The following is a 19,187-nucleotide window of genomic DNA, read 5'->3' as shown; positions in this document are numbered from 1 at the left end:
GACTAACTACTCCTTGGTATCCCCAGTAAGGTCATGTGTTGTAGCTTGTACATTTGATTGTCCATTGAGCCTCTTCGAGTCATCTGCTATGGCTTTTTGTGGTGCTGTATATTGATTTGCTTGATGCATTAAATCTTTGAAAAGATCAGGCTTCTCCAGATCAAGATACAGTAGCGTAGACAGTGATAGTAAGATCGATCCCATAATAATTGCGTTGGTCGGATAAAGGATTATATTCCGTATCTTTCGGACCTTGCGTTGTTGTGTTGAGATAATTTCGCTGACTGCGCCAAAGAGCTGTAGGTCGCAAAAGCTGGATGCTTGTTCACCGTCATTAAACGAGTCGTTTGTACGATGCGAAACGAACACATTTAGTGCACCGCAGAATATACCCATGCCTACGGCAGCGATTATCAACTGTAGCCAATTTGGGGAAACCGGTTTGCTTACAATTGACGCTGGTTTCAGGAACATCAATTGAATACCTTTATTCCCAGATTCAGCTGCTAACGCCATTTCGACACGGCGTAGATTGTCTTCCCAAAAAGTGATTTGTCGTTCAGTCTCAATGACTTGCCTCTGCAGCTTGCGATATGCACTGCGGACTTCATAGATTTTGTTTGCTTCTAGCTGGAGTCCCTTCAACTGATCTTCCATTGCTGCTGTGTGGCCAGCTAGCGCCTCATATTCACCTTGAGCGGTCGTAAGACGGATTTCCAACTCAGAAAGCTTGGGATTATTTTGTGTTTGTCTCTCAATAACTATCTCAGATGGTGTCGTATTGAGTTGCTCTTTGATAGCGGCTAATTCAGTTTTCAGCGCGATCATATCTGGGTGTCGCGACTTCATCTTTAATGTACTTGTGAACTCAGTATATTGGTCACGCAGTTTTCTTTGTTTGTCTAATAGCTGTGTATACTCAGGATTTTGTCCGAGAATTGTAGAAGGAATGATTTCCGGCTCTGTATCAATAGATTGTTTTAAAGCTTTGGTGAGAGCTCTAGCGGCTTCTCGTTCACTGATGAGCTCGGTTAATGTCTCTTGTAAAGTCGTTATCTTAGTTTGAATGTTATTTGGATTTTCAGGTAAAAGCTCACTGTATTTGATTTCAAATTCGAGAACATTGTTCTCATATTCTTCAATTTTTTTGCGATTACCAGCCACTTCATCTTTAAAGAATTGTGCAGTTTGATTTAATCGGCCGTTCATGATTTCTCTAGAACGTTTGATGTAGTTCTCGATCAATGTGTTAACGACTAGCGTTGCTAGTTGAGGATTATTGTCCACGTAGTCAACGCGTACTCGATCAATAGTATTTGTCGAGATATCCCATCTGACATTCACTTTTTTAATGACATTGCCACGTAGCATAGACATATCACTACTGCTATTTGGTATACCCAGCTTAGGTAGTTTCGGATCAATAGATTTAAATAACTCATCTATTGCTGGTTGCCCTTTGAGCTCCTCTGTGAGAATACTCTTGGGATCCTGGAATGAACGTGTTGCACCTTTGGTCCCGATTTCGGTCATAACCATGTCAGTGCGCCGTTCAAACTGAGCAATTGCCTTGTATTTGCGTGGGATTACGAATCCTACGACCAGCACACCCGACATAATAATGAAGGCGGGCAGGATAAATCGCCAACGATACTGGAGTAGGATATCCCATGCCTCCAGGATAGTATTTGATTGTTCTTGACGTTCATTCATGTGACTTACCAGTCGTAAAATTATTGGTTGTTACCGTATACACTTGTTTGTGTACTATTATAAATATCAGACGGCCCTTTAACTGTTGAAGCAGCTGGCTGAAGCGGTAAGAGTAATTGTTGGAATGCTAAACCTACTGATGCTAATGGATTTGGCGGAACGTAAATGACATCACCTTCTTCAAGAAGAGCGTTGAGTGATGTGTCGCCTTCTTTGACCATTTTGTTTAAGTCAACGGTCATGCGCTTACGCATGTTTCCGTCGGCATCTGGCCTCAGTACCTGTATCCTTGTAGGATCTGCAAGGCGTGTTGGCTGCGATTTTGCAAGCATATTCAAAACAGTGTTTGTACCGTTATATGAATATGAACCTGGCCCAGACACTTCACCGAAAATGAATATCTTCTTGCTTGCAAAGCCTATTACATGCACAGTAATATCTGCATCTTCATAGTACTCGCGAGCAAGCGAAGACAATTCTACGCTGAGTTCTTCGCATGTTTTACCTGCAACAAAGATGCTTCCAAGTAATGGAAGATTGATCCTGCCATCAGGACGTATCTGCTCTCGAAGATTTGAAACTTCTCTGACTCGTTTTGAGGAAATGGCAATCGTATCTGGTGGGGCAACACGATATTCTTCTGACGATACCAATTGCATGGGATCGTTAATAAACGCATTGTAATCAGTATATTGTGGAGCTGCGCAACCCCCAGCCAATGCTATACTACAAGCGATATGTAGCATTTTGCTGTGAACGAGTTTTTTGATTGAATAGAATCTCATCTGATTCTCTCTTTCCATGTGATTAGCAAGCTGTGTTATCCCAAAACTTTGGTATTGTTAAGAAGATTAGCTTCAAATCACCTAAAACAGAACGCTTTCGTAAATACTGCAAGTCGTATGCAAGCTTCATTCTCATACCGGTGAGATCGTTCGAATAGCCATTGAGCACTTGAGCTAGGCCGGTCAAGCCCGGTTTAGCTGCTAATCGCCTAGAAAAACTTGGCAGATCACCTCGCAACTCTTCAAATATCTCGGGTCTTTCCGGTCGTGGTCCAACAAGACTCATATTTCCGAAAAGAATATTAATTAACTGTGGTAATTCATCTATATGACTTTTTCGCATCCAATGACATCCGCGAAGAACACGTGGATCGTTGTTTTTGGCTAATTGAATACCTTTAGATTCAGCATTTAAACTCATGGTCCTGAATTTATAGATCCGAAATAACCAACCATTGCGGCCAACCCGCCATTGTTTGTAAAAGATTGATCCCCCGTCTCTACTTTTAATCCATATGCCGCAGCCAATCAGGATTGGCATGAACATTAACAACAGAGCCAATGAACCACTAATATCAATGATTCGTTTACCTATTCGGTACAACAACACTCGTTGTATGGCACCTGTTGATGGTACGGATTTGAGATTGGATTGTGTTTGTAGATCTTTCATCCTAAAAGTATTCCTCAAGCTGTAAATCAGCTTACTGAAGTGCTATCGTCGCGTTAGATATAACACTTAAGCATCCTGTACCATTTGTGCCGAATAACACATACTTTTCGATTGATCCGGATATTAGATATGTAACTATCGGACGGTATAGGAGGCGGATCATTTAGTAGTAACATAAAATGAATGCCATTTATTGCGATTGCTATTTCGAGGAGATTTAAGAAAGTGTTAGTAAAGCCGTGCCTTGCATTGCACTTTTTATCGGTCTAAGAGAGGCGGTATAATCGCTAGGCACTAAGCAGTACTTTTGGACTGGCAGGTTAATATGGCAATAACAGAAAAACCATATCTTGATTTTAGGAGTTACCTACACTCACGTTACGGCAAGGTTCTTTATAGAGTACCTATAGATTTAGGCTTTGGCTGTCCCAATCGTAACGCTGACGGCAGCGGTGGCTGTGCATTTTGTCCAGTTGACGGCTCAAGAGCAAAGCAAACTTTGGGGCTTGATACAATCGATGAGCAAATCCGAAAATCAATCGCTTTTGCTTCTGAGCGATATGGGGCAGAGGGTTTTGTTGCATATTTTCAAGCATATACAACGACTTTTGCATCACTAGAAATGCAAAAGCACTCTTACAATTATGTGCTCAATAAATTTCCTTTTGAGGCGATTTTCATTGGGACACGGCCAGATTGTCTCTCACCAAAAGTTCTAGATTACCTAGCGGAACTCAATCATACCTTGGATGTATGGGTCGAATTAGGCGTGCAAACGACTCATGATAGCACATTAAAGCAGATCAACCGTGGACACGATTGGGCGTCATCATTAGCTATGATTGATCAACTCAAAGCCAGAGGTATTCGTGTCGCTGCACATGTTATTCTTGGATTACCTGGTGAAGATGCTCATATGATAAATCAGACTGCAGTACGTTTGGCTCAATCAAGCATTGATGCGATTAAGCTACATAATTTGCATATTCTGAAAAACACACGTTTTGAGCAAGATTATAAACAAGGTCATATTCAGGTTATGCATCCTTTTGAATATGGCGAGCATGTCATTGATTTCCTGCGTCGTACGCCATCCAATCGCCCAATTTTGCGATTGCTGACTGATTCAAATGATTCTGATTTAATCGCACCGCGTTGGGATATCAGTAAAGGCCAATTTATAGAGTGGATTATGACGCAAATGGAAAGACGTGGCGTTAAGCAAGGTGATTTATGTCATATAGATGTACCTGGCGAGGGTGCAGTTCAATCGGATATATGTGCTGGGAAGCAAGGTTTGATGATAGGAAGTTGTCACGCAGACGCGTTTCAATGGTTCGCTCAAATCAAACCGATTGCCTGGGCAGTCTGGGATGATGCAAAATCGCAAGTTGATTTATTGCGAGTACGTAACGCCGATCAGCATCTAAGGCCTGTATTTGGTGATCCTCGATGGACGTCAATTAATTTGGATCATACATCGCAATATGATGTTGCGGTATGGAACACGAACGCGGTTTCGCACGATGTAACGCGCTACACGAAAGACTTTATACATCGTGTTGTTCAGCGTTTGGCGTCCAGCGGCTTCTGCGTTGTGCCGACACGTGACAAAGCCGTATTATCCACATTCGCAAGTCTGGGTTTTGAAATCACACCTATCCAATTTGATGGCATTTATGGGTTCATTGCTCGTCAAATTAAACGCGGCTTATTCAGTGAGCCACAAAAAGCTATTGCACCAAAATATAAGATTGAGCCGTATCGAGACCCAAATTTGTGTCTACCTCATAGACGGATTCTGCAAAGTCGTGAAGAAATGATCAGGGAAGGCAAAAATATGCATGTCATTTGATCAAAAAGGCGATTTAGGCAACTTTGTCTGTCATATATTTCATGTTGCATGCAAGCGAAATACTTCAGATTTGAGTACAAATTACCATTTTTGCCCTTATATAACCATGTATGTGAAAAATTTAATGTTACCGGTTGTCCTTATAAAATACCATTTTAAAAGCATTTGGTGCGGTTCAATAATCCCCTAACAATTAAAACTAGAATAAATATCCATATTGTTATATAATTATAACCGATCGGTCTAATACTCCGTAGCAAACCTGCGCTAGGTTGCCATGCTGTTACCCAATTGAGGTCTCATCGATGCCATCAGTCCAAGAGCAAGCCGCACATTTTGTCGCTCATGAAACCGCGTTTCATCTCGGGGCGCTGCATACAGAGCAGCCACATGCGAAAACCATCGGCCTAAGTATGAACCTGCAAGCCGACATCACCTCAGGGATGAAACAACTCCTCTCAGTTGAGGATGATCTTCCGCCAATGGTAGATAAACTGCTTGTAAGTACTGAATTTAACCAGCTTAAATCGGCGATGTATAAGGCTATCACCGAAGGTAAAAAAATCATTTTTACCGGTTGTGGTGCGACAGGTCGTCTTAGCATTCAACTAGATTCAATGTGGCGCACGTTCTGGCAAGATTTCGGAAGCAAGCTGCATAAGGCAAATAACGCATTGCCTAACCGTGAAGACATCACCTTCAGCGTGATGGCTGGCGGCGACTATGCTTTGATTAAATCTATTGAAGGTTTTGAAGATTTCCCAGATTTTGGTCGTCATCAAATCAAAGGTGTGGGAGTTGCTGAAGACGATGTTGTCGTCGCAATCACTGAAGGCGGGGAAACATCATTTGTCATTGGTACCGCTTGGCAGGGTGTAGACGTTGGTGCAAACGTATTCTTCGTCTATAACAATCTTTCAGATGTACTTTGTAAGCATGTGAAAAGGTCGCGTGAAGTTATTGAGTCACCAGACATAACATGCCTTGATCTCGCAACAGGTCCTATGGCCATCGCCGGCTCAACACGTATGCAAGCCACAACATCTGAATTGATGATCGTGGGTTCTGCGCTTGAAGCCGCACTCTATAAATATCTCAGTGATCATATTTCAAAAGAACAACTTGCAGGTTTGGGTATTGTCGAACCAATGATTGCAGAAGGAGCTGATATATTCCGCAATCTCCTTCATCAATTTAATAGTGATGACAATCTGAAAAATCTCTGTGATTTCGTTGAATTCGAAAACGATATTTACGCTGCATCTGGGCGTGTTACATACGCTTCTAACAGATTCCTTATCGATATTCTCACAGACACCACCGAACGGGCCCCGACATTCTCGTTGCCACCTTTCCGTAAATGTGATGATAATGAATCTGCAGTCTCTTGGGCTTTCGTAAAGCACACAATGCTTTCGACCAAAGATACGTGGTTCCGTTTGTTAGGCCGCAATCCACGCTGCCTTAACTGGACCTCAGATGTTTATGCCAGTATTAATGCACCTGAGCATATCACCGCAAATCCACCCAAGCTCGATTGCGATGAACTTTACAAATTCCAGATCGGAATTGAAGATACGCCATCTCGTACCGAAACTGAAGCAAATGCTTTTGTAATGGTGACGGCAGATTGTGAAGAAAGCTACATCAAGAACGAAGGCTTCCTTGATGGCTTCAACAAAATGGCCGCTCAATATAAAGAGACTGGCATTATCAGCATCGGTGAATCGCCAATTGATCTGGGTGATGCTGTTAGTAAATACTTCTATATCAAAACGAAAACGCCGCAATCTCCACTCAATCTTTGGAAACGCGTTGCCATCAAAATTGTTATGAACACGGTCTCGACGGCAACCATGGCTCTCGCTGGACGTGTCACAAGTAACTGGATGACGTGTGTTCAAGCGTCAAATAAGAAGTTGGTCGATCGAAGCACGCGTCTTATCGCAGAGCTTACCGACACGGACTATGCGACTGCATGTGAGCGTGTTTTCGAAGCATTAGAAGCAGTTGCTGAAATCGAGCGTACCGATCACCGTGTCGTATCGCCCGTTGAGTTTGCCATCAATAAGTATGGCCTTGCTGTTCAGTCAACATCATAAAACACCCGAATATTCAATCTCCAAAGCCTCGTATTAAACGAGGCTTTTTTTATTTCCTCATTCTTCATTCAACTTGTACATGAAAAAACCTCACAAGCATTGCTTGCGAGGTTTTATACGGGCCCGGGAGGACTCGAACCTCCAACCGTCGGTTCCGAAGACCGGTGCTCTATCCAATTGAGCTACGGACCCTTTATGATCAGCATTATAAGTGTTTCTGTATCACCATGCGAATAACACATCACATGTGAAAAACACCTTATTCGTCAGTCACGCAGCCAGTCGAAGCGTCCTTCACAAGCTTGATGTACTTATGCAACACACCACGCTTAACCTTGTATTCTGGCTTCATCCATGCTTTGCGACGTGCTTCTAATTCATCATCACTTACATCCATATTGATTTCGCCAGCAATGGTATCGATGGTCACTTTGTCACCTGTTTTAACCAATGCAATCGGTCCACCTTCAATCGCTTCAGGTGTAATATGACCCACAATGAAACCATGAGAGCCACCACTGAACCTACCATCAGTCAGTAATGCAACGTCCTTAATAAGCCCAGCACCAGCAACTGCACTCGTTGGTGTCAGCATTTCTGGCATACCCGGCCCACCCTTAGGCCCTTCGTATCGGATGATGATCACGTCACCCTTCTGGATTTTTCCATCTTCCAAAGCGTGTAACATATCTTCTTCACAATCAAACACGTTAGCTGTGCCGACAAAGCTCGTACCTTCTTTGCCCGTGATTTTGCCAACGCAACCGCCCGGCGTCAGATTGCCACGCATAATCTGAATGTGGCCATCTTCCTTGATCGGATCCTCAAACGGTTTGATCACCAACTGCTTGCCTTCGCCCTCACCGTACTCTGGGAAGTCAGGCAGATCCTTCACATTTTCCCATAACGTTTTTCCAGTGATCGTTTTCTGCTCGCCATCCATCAAACCCCTCTGGATCAGCAGTTTCACGAGGCCCGGTGTGCCGCCAACTTCATTCAATTCTTCCATCACAAACCGGCCGCTTGGCTTCATGTCAGCCAACATCGGCGTTTCCTTCGACATCTTCGCCCAGTCTTCGATGGTCAATTCAATATCAAATGCTCGTGCCATCGCAATCGAGTGCAGCACCGCATTTGTTGAACCACCCGTAATGATCACCAACCGCATCGCATTTAGGAACGACTGTCTCGTCACGATGTCTTTGGGCTTAAGATCTGTCTCAAGCAATCTGTAAACCACTTGTCCGATGTTCAAGCATTCATCACGTTTCTGTTGATCAACAGCAGGCACACATGATGATGCAGGTAGCGACAAACCAAGGCATTCAATAAACGAAGCCATCGTATTTGCCGTATACATCCCGCCGCATGCTCCCGGTCCCGGGCAAGCATTGCGGATAATAGTTTTGCGTTCATCTTCGGTAATCACGCCCGCAAGCGCCTGACCATAAGCTTGGAAAGCCGAAACAATATCCAGCTTCTCTTCCTTGCCGCGGATCACCGCGCTACCTGCTTTAATCGTTCCCCCGTAGATCATCAGCCCCGGACGATTGAGTCGGGCAAGCGCCATCACACATGCCGGCATATTCTTATCGCAACCGGGCAGGGTGACTAACGCGTCGTACCATTGAGCGCCCATGATCGTCTCAACAGAATCCGCAATAAGTTCGCGGCTTTGCAGTGAGTAGCACATCCCATTAGTACCCATTGAGATGCCATCCGACACACCAATCGTGTTGAACTGCATACTCACCATGCCAGCTTCTTTTACACTATCGCTGACGAGTGACGACAAGTCACGCAAGTGCATGTTGCAAGGATTCCCCTCGTACCACATGCTCCCAATACCTACCTGGGGCTTGTTCATATCTTCTTCAGTCAAACCTGTTGCATATAGCATTGCTTGACTTGCGCCTTGTGACGCAGGTTGTGTGATTGTTGCTGAATATTTGTTGAGTTGTTCTGTCATAACTTCATCCTTCATTCTGCTCGCCCCGCCGTCAAAAAACCCACCTCCACATCCGTCAATCCCTATCATAGTGATGTCCCAGCCTCTAGCCACGACACAGCCCGCCCCAATTGACGAATCACCATTTTAACATATCACGCAACACCCCGCATTTATCCCATTTCAGCCTTCATGATCCCCAGATATAGCTTCATTCCCAATTCGATTTGCTCAAGCTCTACATATTCATCCTTTGTATGGGCCTGAGCAATATCCCCAGGCCCGATCACGACCACGCTTTGCCCTGTCTCGCGTAAATATCCACCATGCGTCGCATACGCGACACCCAATCCCTCGTTACGCACCCCGAGTTCCTCGCATACCCCTTGTATCCCACGCAAAAGCCGCTCGTCCTCGCCCGCATCCATCCCCGGCACCGCGAGCGTCATTTTTAACTCGTAATTCAATCCCTCGTCTTCTCGTTTTGTATAATCCGCGACGAACGCTTCAAACTCTCTAAACGCATCTGCCGCCTTTTCTCCCGGCACCAATCTTCGATCGACATAAGCCAAACAAGCATCCGGGATTACATTCAGTGATTCGCCTCCCAAAATCTTGTTCATACTCATCTGCGCCTTGCCCGTCAGTTCATCACGCGCATTCAGTGTCGGAATATATTCCCCTTCAATCTTCAGCAATAACCGAGCCATCGCGCTAATCGCGCTCACACCATTCTCAGGTTCACTCGAATGAGCCGCCTTGCCATACGTCCAAACCTCGCCCCGAAACACCCCATTATGCCTCACAATCGGCTCGCATTTCGTTGGCTCGCCTACCACAAAACCCACCGGCTCGATCCCTATCGCCTCGTAATCTTTTCTTACAAATGATCGTATCCCCGTCATTCCTTCCTCTTCATCAATCGAGAAAAGTAGCGCAATATTATTCTCCGCGCACCCACTCTGTTTGTACGCATGCATCGCCCACAACATGCACGCCCCCGTACCCTTCGTATCGCACGTCCCGCGCCCCCACATTTTCCCATCCTTGATCTCGCCGCCAAACGGCTCAATCGTCATGCCCGCGACACTCACCGTATCCATATGACTGTCGAACCAAACCCAAGGCTTCCCCTCGCCAACTTGATAAGTCACCAATAACTGATCCGCCTGCCCGTCATCTACCGGCAAATACCGCGTCTCAAACCCCATCTCCTCCGCAATCCCCTTTAATATCTCCGCCAATCGCTGCTCAGCTTTCAGCACGCCGCTCACCGACTGATTGACCGTGTCGCACCGCACCATCACCTGTAACAATTCAACAACATTCTCTGGTATCATCAAACGAGTCTCCTGATCAATCTGACTATCCTATGCACCCGTCCCCAAACCATATCATTATCACTTCGCAAGCGACACAACAGCTCGCCACTTTTCTTGTCAACCAATTTCCTCCCACAGCCACGCATCGTCCCGTCATCGCCATCGCCGGCCCGCCAGCCTCAGGCAAATCAACTTTCGCTCATTCTCTCGCCAGCCAAATCAATAACCTTACGGCCGCTCATTACGCCGCACTGATCCCCATGGACGGCTTCCACCTCACCAACCAGCAATTAAGCCAGCAACACCTTACAAAAATCAAAGGCTCTCCCAGCACTTTTGACTTCTCTTCATACAAAAAACTTCTCACACAAGCCCAATTAAAACCCGCCACCCCCTATATCCCTTTTTATGACCGTGATCTTCACGAACCCGTTGCACGCCAGTCTCCTGAGCACCAGATTCATTCGCAGACGCATCTCATCATCACTGAAGGCAACTATCTACTACTCGATCAACCGCCTTGGACTCAACTCCAGTCTCTGTTTTCATTCTCCATTTTCATTAATACGTCCGCTGATATCTGCACCGCTCGCATTCTCAATCGGCACGCCCAATCCGCCAATCCCAAGCCCCAAGCGCAAATCGATCAGCATGTGAGTCATGTCGATCAGCCCAACATGCAACTTGTACTGAATCATTCTGTCCCTGCCGATTGCGTCGCCATTTGGCCGTAGTGCCTCAAATCTGTTAACCACCGGGCATAACTAAAATCAGTGACTAAAAACAGACTAAAACATCGTCAAACATACTTGGTATCTAGCCGATAAACATAACATACGTATTTAACAAGGTTTGTGTGTTAAACAAATTTGGCAAAAAAAGTACGCTTAACGTCTGTTTTACACTGGTTAAACGGTTAAACTGTGCTACAATCTCCGCTCATGGGACTAAGTTGCGAATCATTCATTTTCATGAATTCACGCATTCGCATTTCCCTGACAGATAAAATCCTCGCGCAGTTTCAGAAGGTTCCCAACAATGCGTAAATTGCCTCAACTTGATCGTCGTTCCAGCGGCATCCTCATGCACCCAACATCCCTACCCGGTAAGCATGGTTCCGGTGACCTCGGCCAATCTGCCTACGACTTCGTCGATTTCCTGAACGAGGCCAACCAGGCATGGTGGCAAATGCTTCCCATCGGCCCAGTCGACGGTTCAGGCTCTCCATACAACTCTACCTCCGCATTCGCTGGCTCATACCTCCTCATCTCACTCGTCGACCTTGTCAATGATGGTTTGCTCACCAAAGCCGAAATAAAACCGCTTAAATCCTTCTCTGACAAAAAAGTCTTCTACCCCCGCGTCATGAAGTTCCGCGCCGATCGCCTTGGCATCGCCTTCGAACGCTTCATCGCAAAGAAAAAACAAAACACTGCCGCCTACAAAAAATTTCTCAAAGAACAAAAACATTGGCTTCCCGACTATACCCTCTTCTGCGCCATCAAAGACGCCCACGAATCGCTCCCATGGTGGGAATGGCCCAAGCCACTCGCAAAGCATAAACCAGAAGCACTCGTAGAAGCGCGTGAAGAATACGCCGACGGCATCGCCTATCACACCTTCATCCAATTCATCTTTCACAAACAATGGATGAAACTCAAAAAATACGCCAATTCAAAGGGTATATCTCTCGTCGGCGACATCCCCATCTTTATCGCACACGACTCAGCAGACGTCTGGTCACACACCGATCTTTTCGACCTCAAAGCCAACGGCCTGCCACGCGAAGTGTCCGGCGCAGCCCCCGATGCCTTCTCCGATGAAGGCCAACTTTGGGGCCACCCACTCTATCTCTGGGATAGACATAAGCAAACCAAATACAAATGGTGGATCGAACGGTTCAAACAAACCTTCTCTATCTTCGATTCCGTACGCATTGATCACTTCCTCGGCTTCGCCCGCTTCTGGGCCGTCAAATACGGCGCACCCACCGCACGTAACGGCAAATGGCGCCCCGGCCCCGGCCCATCCGTATTCAATGCTCTCAAAAAAGCCATCGGCAACATGCCCATCATCGCCGAAGACCTCGGTATCCTCACGCCACAAGCCGCAGCGCTCCGCGACCAATTCAACTTCCCTGGCATGCGCATCATTCAATTCGCTTTCGGCGACGACAACTCCTATCACGCGCCACACAACTTCCCCCCACAATCCGTCGTCTACACCGGCACACACGACAACGACACGACATGCGGCTGGTGGGTCGAAACGAAACGGGATAAATCAAAATCCAACGGCCTCACGACCGCTCAACGCACAAAAGTTTCGCTCGGTTCAACCGATGAAATCCACTGGGATCTCATCCGTCTCGCCATGTCCTCACCCGCCAACCTCGCCGTCTTCCCCGTCCAGGACCTCCTCGGCCTCGATGGTAAATCACGCATGAATCTCCCCGGCACAATCGAAAACAACTGGGCCTGGCGACTCGAACCTCGCCAGCTCAATAAACGTATCGCCAAACGGCTCGCTCAACTAACCGATATTTACGGCCGTACACAGGCAAACTAATACACGATTAGGATTTTAAACTGTTTTTTAAGTGGTGTTAACAATGACTAAAGCAGCTCAAACCAAACGTCAACAGCAAGCATCTATCCAGCAGATAGCCGACCAACTCTGTGATATCGCCTCCAACTTCTGGTGGACATGGAACTCCTCCGCGCAGCGTCTTTTCGCCGCCATCGATCCCATGCTCTGGGAAGCCACAGAACGCAACCCACTCCAAACCATCAAACAAGCACCAGACCACCGCTTGCTCACACTCGCTTCCGACGAAGCCTTCCTCAAAAATCTCAAGGCCGTACAAAAACAATTCGCCGACTACATGAAATCAAAGACTTGGTTCGACCGCACCGTCAAAGGCAAGGACAAAAAAGCGCGCATCGCATACTTCTGTGCTGAATTCGCCATCCATGAATCATTCCCCATCTACTCCGGCGGCCTCGGCGTTCTCGCTGGTGATCACCTCAAATCAGCCTCAGACCTCGGCATCCCACTGACCGCCGTCGGCCTCATGTACCGTCACGGCTACTACCGCCAGGAAATCGAAGCCGACGGCTCAACCAAAGCCGTCTACCCAGAATACGATTTCAACGACTTCCCAATCGAAGACACAGGCATCATCGTTCCTGTCCCTGTCGGTCGTCGTCGTATCCACGCCAAAGTGTGGCTCGCAAAAGTTGGCCGCATCGAAGCCTACCTCCTCGACACCGACATCGAAGAAAACACACCAAAAGACCGTGAAATCACGCACTTCCTTTACGGCGGCGACAACGAAACACGTATCCGCCAAGAACTCATCCTCGGCGTCGGCGGCACACTCGCTCTTCAAGCACTCGACATCGAACCAACCGTCTATCATCTCAACGAAGGCCACGCCGCATTCAACGGCCTCCACCGCTTCTCTGAACTCCTCAAAGAAGGCGTCCCTTCCGAAGAAGCAATGGAAACCGTCCGCGCAGGTGGCTGTTTCACCACACACACACCAGTCCCCGCAGGCCACGACCGCTTCGACGTCAAAATGGCTCGCAAGTACCTCTCACAGTACGCAGGTGAAGACACCGGCCTCTCCGTCAACGACGTTCTCCAACTCGGCTCAGAAGACCTCGATAACAAGAACGCACCTTTCTGCATGACTGTTCTCGCACTCAACTTCTGTGAACGTGCCAACGGCGTCGCAGAGCTTCACGGCGACACATCACGCCGCATGTGGATCGACCACTTCGGCCTCTCCGATCCAGACGAAGTTCCAATCGGTCACGTCACCAATGGCATCCACTCACAAACATGGCTCGCACCTGAAATCGAGCCGCTCTACACCAAATACCTCAAGCCAAACTGGGCTTCACCAAACGCCGATTCAGACTGGTGGAAGAAGGCTGACAAAATCCCAGCAGACGTTCTCTGGAACACACGCAAAATGCTTCGCACACGTCTCATCCGTTTCGTCCGCGAGCGTCTCGTTCAGCAAGCCATCAAGCACGGCCAACCTCTCGAAGACATCGTCACTGCTCAAACCATGCTCGACGAAAACACACTCACCATCGGCTTCGCACGTCGCTTCGCAACCTACAAACGTGCTCCGCTCATCTTCCACGACATGAAGCGTCTCAAAGCCATCATCGCAAGCACCGACCGCCCCGTGCAGTTCGTCTTTGCAGGTAAAGCTCACCCAGCCGACAAGGATGGTCAGAAGTACCTTCAGCAAATCGTCGAGTTCTCCAAGCAGCCCGGTTTCCGTGGTCGTATCGCTGTCATCGAAAACTATGACATGCAAGTCGGCCGTATGCTCACCTCCGGCGTCGATGTCTGGCTCAACAACCCACTTCGCCCAATGGAAGCATCAGGCACCTCAGGCATGAAGCCACCACTACACGGCGGCATCAACTGCTCCATCCTCGACGGTTGGTGGCCTGAGTCATACAACAAAAAGAACGGCTACGCCATCGGTGGCAAACAGTTCGATAAACAATCCGAGCAAGACACCTATGATGCCAACTCCTTCTACGACATCCTCGAAAAACAAATGCTTCCGACTTTCTACAAGACCAACAAGGAAGGCGTCGCCACCAAGTGGGTCGACATGATGGAAGCATCAATGAAAACTGTCTGTGCTCAGTTCAGCACGCACCGCATGCTCGGAGACTATACAAGCCAGTACTATCTCCCCGCTCACCGCGATGCCCTTAAAAAATAGGCTAAATTGAGCATACACCAACACCCGCACGGTTTTAAAGTTCGAACAGTAGTGGGTCAGTTCATCTGTAGATTGGGATGAGCTAAGTAAAACAGAATAACCGTGCAACCACAATCGGCTCGCCGCCAAGATCAAATTCCGGTGAGCCGATTTTTCTATACGCTCTAATACTTGGTTAGATATGACCCATCAAGCCCACGACCGCGGGTCGTGGGGTGTTTGCAACAACCAGCGAAAAAATACTACAACTCCAATGGCTGCGACCTGACAGGTTGCAGGCTCTTGAGAGACAACATTCACAAAATTTGTTAGACGTGGAATTACGAATAGGATTTTCTGGCCTGCAGTTGTTTTGCAATTGCCGTAATAGATCCTAGAGTTCCCAAGCAAATAAAAGTCAGAGTAAAAAATAATGCTGCAATAACATTGCCTGTAATCAGAATTAGCAAACCATGAAGAATTGCGCTAGTTATCCAAACGAGAAAGTATGAAATTACGATGGGGAAATGCATCTTGTGGCGAAGACGTCGATAAAGCGGAAAGAATAGGTAGCGAGTTGGTGGATACCAGCGATATAGTTGAAATATCTTCATTTAGTTAACCGAAGCAAAATTAAGTAACTTATTAAAATGCATATATTAGATATTATTTACAGAACTTTTTCGCAATTCACACACTCCTTCACCTTCCGTACAATACCCCCATGTCCACGCCTGTCGCCAAACTGCCCGGCGTTGGCCCTAAACGCGCAAATGCTTTCATCCAACGCCTCGACGTCCACACCGCCTCAGACCTGCCGCGTCATCTCCCCATGCGCTACGAGTACGAAGCTGCCGTCAACATCCCCCAAGTCGCCAAACTCCGTTGAGTTCACAGACGCTTCGGCAAAAAGGTGTCTCGGTTTCTTCCACTCTTACATCACATCTATAGCCGTGTTATCCTAAGCATATTCAGTTACGCGATTCGCATGGCCGTGTTACTGTAAAGTTGTATAGAATCAACCCAAGATAGATTTCTTAGATTTCACATGAATAAAATCAAAGCAATCATTTTTGATCTCGATGGTACTATTGCCAATACTCTGCCTCTTTGCATCGAAGCCTTCAGACAATCTGTCGAGCCATTGACGAATAAACCCATTTCAGATCACGAAATTATCGCAACCTTTGGTCCTTCAGAAGAAGGGACCATTATGGCATTAGCCCCAGATCATTATGAGCAGGGGTTGGCCAGCTATCTTTCTCATTACGAAGATCTACATGATATGTGCTTGGAACCTTTTGAAGGGATCATCGATTTATTGACTCTACTCAAAAACAAAGGCATTCGAATTGCAATGGTGACAGGTAAAGGCAAACTCAGCACTGAAATATCACTACGTAAATTTGGCATCAAGCATTTCTTTGAAATGATTGAAACCGGTCACCAATACGGCCCAAGAAAACCAGACGGAATTCAAGCCGTCATTGACTACCTGAAGCCGCTGGACAAGACAGAAATGATTTACGTTGGCGACGTGCCCAGTGATATCACCGCAAGTCATTCCGTCGGCATTCCCATTGTCGCCGCCGCATGGGCCTCAACCACAAATCCAGACAAGCTACTTGAACTGAAGCCAGATTTCTTGTTTCATACAATTCAAGATTTCACAACCTGGTTGCAACACAATATCTAACGACCTCACCAACACTCATCGAAAAGAAACAGCAAATAGTATGTCATAGACACGCACTTCCCTCATCCCCCTCACCTCCCTTACAATAGCCTCATGACCGCGTCTTCATCCAAGCAATCCATCCGCATGTCCACACCCATCGCCAAGCTCCCCGGCGTCGGCCCCAAACGTGCCAACACACTCATCCAACGCCTCGACATCCGCACCACCTCCGACCTCCTTCGCCATCTCCCCATGCGATATGAGTACGAGGCTGCTGAAGATCAAATCGAAAACATCTCTCAAGACGCCATCGCCACCGCACGCGGTCAGGTCGCCGAACTCCGCTGGGTTCCCGGACGCTTCGGCAAGAAAGGCCGCTTTGAAGTCTCCCTCCAAGACGACACAGGCTCACTGCTTCTCACATGGTTCAACGCCCAATACCTCTCTCGCCGTATCCAAATCGGTGACTACCTGCGCGTTCAAGGCAAAACCAAATCCTTCGGCAACTACACCCAGATCATCAACCCTAAATGGGAGAAACTCGCCGAACCCGACCTCGAGCCAGCCCGTGACGACAAACTCCGCCCCGTCTATCCCGCCACCGAACAACTCGCCTCCTCGCACATCGAACGTGTCATCGAGAATATTCTTCCCGCTGTCCTTCCTCATCTCATCGACCCGCTTCCCGACGATCTTCTCAAACATCATGAAATGCCCCCGCTCGCTGATGCGCTCCGCATGGTGCATCAGCCCAACGACCTCGACGAAACAAAAGCCGCACGCCGCCGTCTCGCCTACAACGAGCTTCTCCTTCTCCAACTCGGCATCGCTATGAAAAAAGCATTCGTCCGCGATCGTCTTCAATCCCCACCGCTCACCATCACGCCAGAAATCGACAAACAGATCCGCGATTGTTATCCCTTTGAACTCACCGACGATCAAAACGCTGTCGTTAAAGAAATCGCACACGATCTTTCCCGCATATCACCCATGAATCGTCTTCTTCAGGGGGATGTCGGCTCCGGCAAAACCGCTGTTGCTCTCTACGCGCTCCTCGCCGCCTACACCTCAGGCAAGCAAGCCGTCCTGCTCGCACCCACCGAACTTCTCGCTGAGCAGCATTACCTCTCCATCTGTAATATGCTCCACAACACCAACGTGTCTGTCGCACTCCTCACAGGTTCCGGCACAACCAAAGCCGAAAAGCAAAAACGCCAAATCATCCACGACGAAATCCAGTCCGGCGACATCGACATCGTCATCGGCACACACGCCGTCCTCTCCGACACCTTCGAGTTCAAAGACCTTGCCGTCGTTATCATCGACGAGCAGCACCGTTTCGGTGTCATGCAAAGGGCTTTCTTGAAATCGAAAAACACCACTGATGACAAAAATCAGGGAGGAAAACAGGGGGGCGGCGGGGGGAAGATTCCGCATCATCTTGTCATGACTGCAACGCCCATCCCTCGTACTCTCTCCCTTACCGTCTTCGGCGACCTCGACGTCTCCACCATCCGTGGCCTACCCCCCGGACGCTCACCCATCATCAACCGTGTCGTTGACATGAACAAAACCGATGACGTCTACCGCTATCTCAATGATCGTCTCGCTCGCGGCGAGCAAGCCTACGTCGTTCTCCCCGCAATCGAAAACTCTGGCCTCGAAGACGACCCCAAAAAACAACTCCGCAATGTCACCGACCACGCCAAGCTCATCCAAAACAAATACTGCCCCGACTCAAAAGTCGGACTCGTCCATGGCCGCCTCAAATCCGAAGAGCGCGAAGAAGTCATGAAGCAATTCCGTGACGGCTCTATCCATGTGTTAGTCGCCACCACCGTCATCGAAGTCGGCGTCGACGTTCCCAACGCAACAATCATGATCATCGAGCACGCCGAGCGTTTCGGCCTCGCGCAACTTCACCAACTTCGAGGCCGCGTCGGGCGTGGCACCCATGGCATCAAGTCCCTCTGCGTTTTCATCGCTGAACCCACAACTGAAGACGGCGAAAAACGCATGAAAGCCATCGCCTCCTCAAACGATGGCTTCAAAATCTCGGAACTCGACCTCGAAATCCGTGGCATGGGTGATTTCTTCGGCACACGACAAGCCGGAGCCGCACCACTCCGCGTTGCCCAAATCCCACAAGACATGGACCTCCTCATGCTAGCCAAACGTGACGCCGAATCCATTATCGAAACCGACCCGCTCCTCAAATCGGAACCCAACGCCCTCTTAAAATCCGTTCTCCTGAAAACCCACGGCCACACCCTCGGCCTCATCGATGTCGGCTAGCCCCCAATCCCCCCCCATACATGATGACACACGCTATGATGATCTTCATGAACACACACAGTTGCCGCGGTTGCGACTAGC

At 47.9% G+C, this 19,187-nt stretch carries 13 protein-coding genes and 1 tRNA gene; 8 read left to right on the top strand and 6 right to left on the bottom strand.

Features of this window, described 5'->3' with window-relative positions:
* Positions 1–6 precede the first annotated feature (6 nt).
* Genes KS4_RS09830 through KS4_RS09820 form a run of 3 tightly spaced genes read right to left on the bottom strand, consistent with a single transcriptional unit; the run spans position 7 to position 3,171 of the window.
* Positions 7–1,713 (bottom strand): GumC family protein, encoded by a 1,707-nt coding sequence (locus tag KS4_RS09830; protein WP_145077505.1) that lies wholly within the window; start codon positions 1,711–1,713, stop codon positions 7–9.
* Between the two features lie 20 nt (positions 1,714–1,733).
* Positions 1,734–2,498: a polysaccharide biosynthesis/export family protein gene (locus KS4_RS09825; RefSeq protein WP_200761134.1), complete on the bottom strand. Its 765-nt coding sequence runs from the start codon at positions 2,496–2,498 to the stop codon at positions 1,734–1,736.
* A gap of 22 nt (positions 2,499–2,520) precedes the next feature.
* Positions 2,521–3,171: a sugar transferase gene (locus KS4_RS09820; RefSeq protein WP_145077501.1), complete on the bottom strand. Its 651-nt coding sequence runs from the start codon at positions 3,169–3,171 to the stop codon at positions 2,521–2,523.
* A gap of 325 nt (positions 3,172–3,496) precedes the next feature.
* Between KS4_RS09820 and KS4_RS09815 the strand changes: the two genes are divergently transcribed.
* Together KS4_RS09815 and KS4_RS09810 are read left to right on the top strand one after the other, a co-directional pair.
* Complete coding sequence (locus tag KS4_RS09815; RefSeq protein ID WP_145077499.1) at positions 3,497–5,026, top strand: TIGR01212 family radical SAM protein; 1,530 nt, start codon at positions 3,497–3,499, stop codon at positions 5,024–5,026.
* A gap of 305 nt (positions 5,027–5,331) precedes the next feature.
* A complete protein-coding gene (locus KS4_RS09810) occupies positions 5,332–7,128 on the top strand; it encodes an N-acetylmuramic acid 6-phosphate etherase family protein (RefSeq protein WP_145077497.1) in 1,797 nt (598 codons plus the stop codon).
* A 118-nt stretch (positions 7,129–7,246) separates the two neighbouring features.
* On the opposite strand, the gene KS4_RS09805 is transcribed toward KS4_RS09810, so the two are convergent.
* The 3 genes from KS4_RS09805 to KS4_RS09795 all read right to left on the bottom strand — a co-directional run bounded on the left by KS4_RS09805 (position 7,247) and on the right by KS4_RS09795 (position 10,416).
* Positions 7,247–7,320, bottom strand: a tRNA-Arg gene (locus KS4_RS09805).
* Positions 7,321–7,387: 67 nt separating this feature from the next.
* A complete protein-coding gene (ilvD, locus tag KS4_RS09800) occupies positions 7,388–9,097 on the bottom strand; it encodes a dihydroxy-acid dehydratase (protein WP_145077495.1) in 1,710 nt (569 codons plus the stop codon).
* Between the two features lie 152 nt (positions 9,098–9,249).
* Complete coding sequence (locus KS4_RS09795; protein WP_145077493.1) at positions 9,250–10,416, bottom strand: M20/M25/M40 family metallo-hydrolase; 1,167 nt, start codon at positions 10,414–10,416, stop codon at positions 9,250–9,252.
* Positions 10,417–10,448: 32 nt separating this feature from the next.
* On the opposite strand from KS4_RS09795, the gene KS4_RS09790 reads away from it, so the two are divergent.
* The 6 genes from KS4_RS09790 to recG all read left to right on the top strand — a co-directional run bounded on the left by KS4_RS09790 (position 10,449) and on the right by recG (position 19,106).
* Positions 10,449–11,132, top strand: coding sequence for a nucleoside/nucleotide kinase family protein (locus KS4_RS09790; protein WP_145077491.1), 684 nt, complete (start codon positions 10,449–10,451; stop codon positions 11,130–11,132).
* 304 nt (positions 11,133–11,436) lie between these two features.
* Entirely contained in the window at positions 11,437–12,966 is a 1,530-nt protein-coding gene (malQ, locus tag KS4_RS09785; protein ID WP_145077489.1) for a 4-alpha-glucanotransferase, read from the top strand.
* 43 nt (positions 12,967–13,009) lie between these two features.
* Positions 13,010–15,154, top strand: a complete 2,145-nt coding sequence (gene glgP, locus KS4_RS09780) for an alpha-glucan family phosphorylase (RefSeq protein ID WP_145077487.1) — start codon at positions 13,010–13,012, stop codon at positions 15,152–15,154.
* Positions 15,155–15,857: 703 nt separating this feature from the next.
* Positions 15,858–16,022, top strand: coding sequence for a hypothetical protein (locus KS4_RS17595; RefSeq protein ID WP_200761132.1), 165 nt, complete (start codon positions 15,858–15,860; stop codon positions 16,020–16,022).
* Positions 16,023–16,181: 159 nt separating this feature from the next.
* The gene (locus KS4_RS09775) at positions 16,182–16,829 is read left to right on the top strand and encodes an HAD family hydrolase (RefSeq protein ID WP_145077485.1); all 648 of its coding nucleotides are present in this window, start codon (positions 16,182–16,184) and stop codon (positions 16,827–16,829) included.
* 93 nt (positions 16,830–16,922) lie between these two features.
* Complete coding sequence (gene recG, locus KS4_RS09770) at positions 16,923–19,106, top strand: ATP-dependent DNA helicase RecG (RefSeq protein WP_145077483.1); 2,184 nt, start codon at positions 16,923–16,925, stop codon at positions 19,104–19,106.
* The last annotated feature ends 81 nt before the right edge of the window (positions 19,107–19,187 follow it).

Source organism: Poriferisphaera corsica (assembly GCF_007747445.1).
Lineage (GTDB): Bacteria > Planctomycetota > Phycisphaerae > Phycisphaerales > Phycisphaeraceae > Poriferisphaera > Poriferisphaera corsica.
This window is presented reverse-complemented; position numbering and strand designations above follow the sequence as displayed.